Source organism: Sphingomonas sp. CCH9-F2, assembly GCF_001556735.1.
In the GTDB taxonomy this organism is placed as follows: Bacteria; Pseudomonadota; Alphaproteobacteria; order Sphingomonadales; family Sphingomonadaceae; genus Sphingomonas; species Sphingomonas ginsenosidimutans.
This window is the reverse complement of sequence record NZ_LSJO01000509.1, coordinates 1-562: the sequence shown is the minus strand read 5'-3', so window position 1 is coordinate 562 and position 562 is coordinate 1. Positions and strand designations below refer to the sequence as shown.

Below are 562 nucleotides of genomic sequence, written 5' to 3'. Positions count from 1 at the left end.
CCCCGCCACCGCCGGCACCAGCCGCAGCGTCGCGGCGGTGACGATCCCCAGCGTCCCTTCCGCCCCGATCAGCAATTGCGTCAGGTCGTAGCCGCGATTGTCCTTCTTCAGCGCCGCCAGCCCGTCGTGCCGCGATCCGTCGGGCAGCACCGCCTCGATCCCCGCCACCAGCCCGCGCATCGTCCCGAAGCGCAGCACCTGCGTGCCACCTGCGTTGGTGGAGACGAGCCCGCCGATCGTCGCCGATCCCTTCGCCCCCAGCGACAGCGGGAAGCGCCGGCCGTGCGCGGCGGCGGCGGCGTGCAGCGTCGCCAGGATCACCCCCGCCTCCGCCACCGCCAGCCCCGCGTCGGCATCGATCGCGCGGATCGCGTTCAGCCGGCGCAGCGACAGGATCGCCGCGCTGCCGTCGGCGGGCGGGGTGGCGCCGCCGACCATCGAGGTATTGCCCCCCTGCGGCACCAATGCGACGCCCTCGGCCCGCGCGGCCGCGACGATCGCCTGCACCTCATCGACGGTGGCGGGCGCCAGCAACAGCCCGGCATGGCCATGGTAGCGGCGG

The 562-nt window shown here is 75.1% G+C and carries 1 protein-coding gene; it reads right to left on the bottom strand.

Annotation, left to right across the window (positions count from 1 at the left end; translation table 11 throughout):
• Positions 1–562: FAD-binding oxidoreductase (locus AX685_RS14490; RefSeq protein WP_156445827.1), on the bottom strand; the 562-nt coding region annotated here is incomplete at both ends.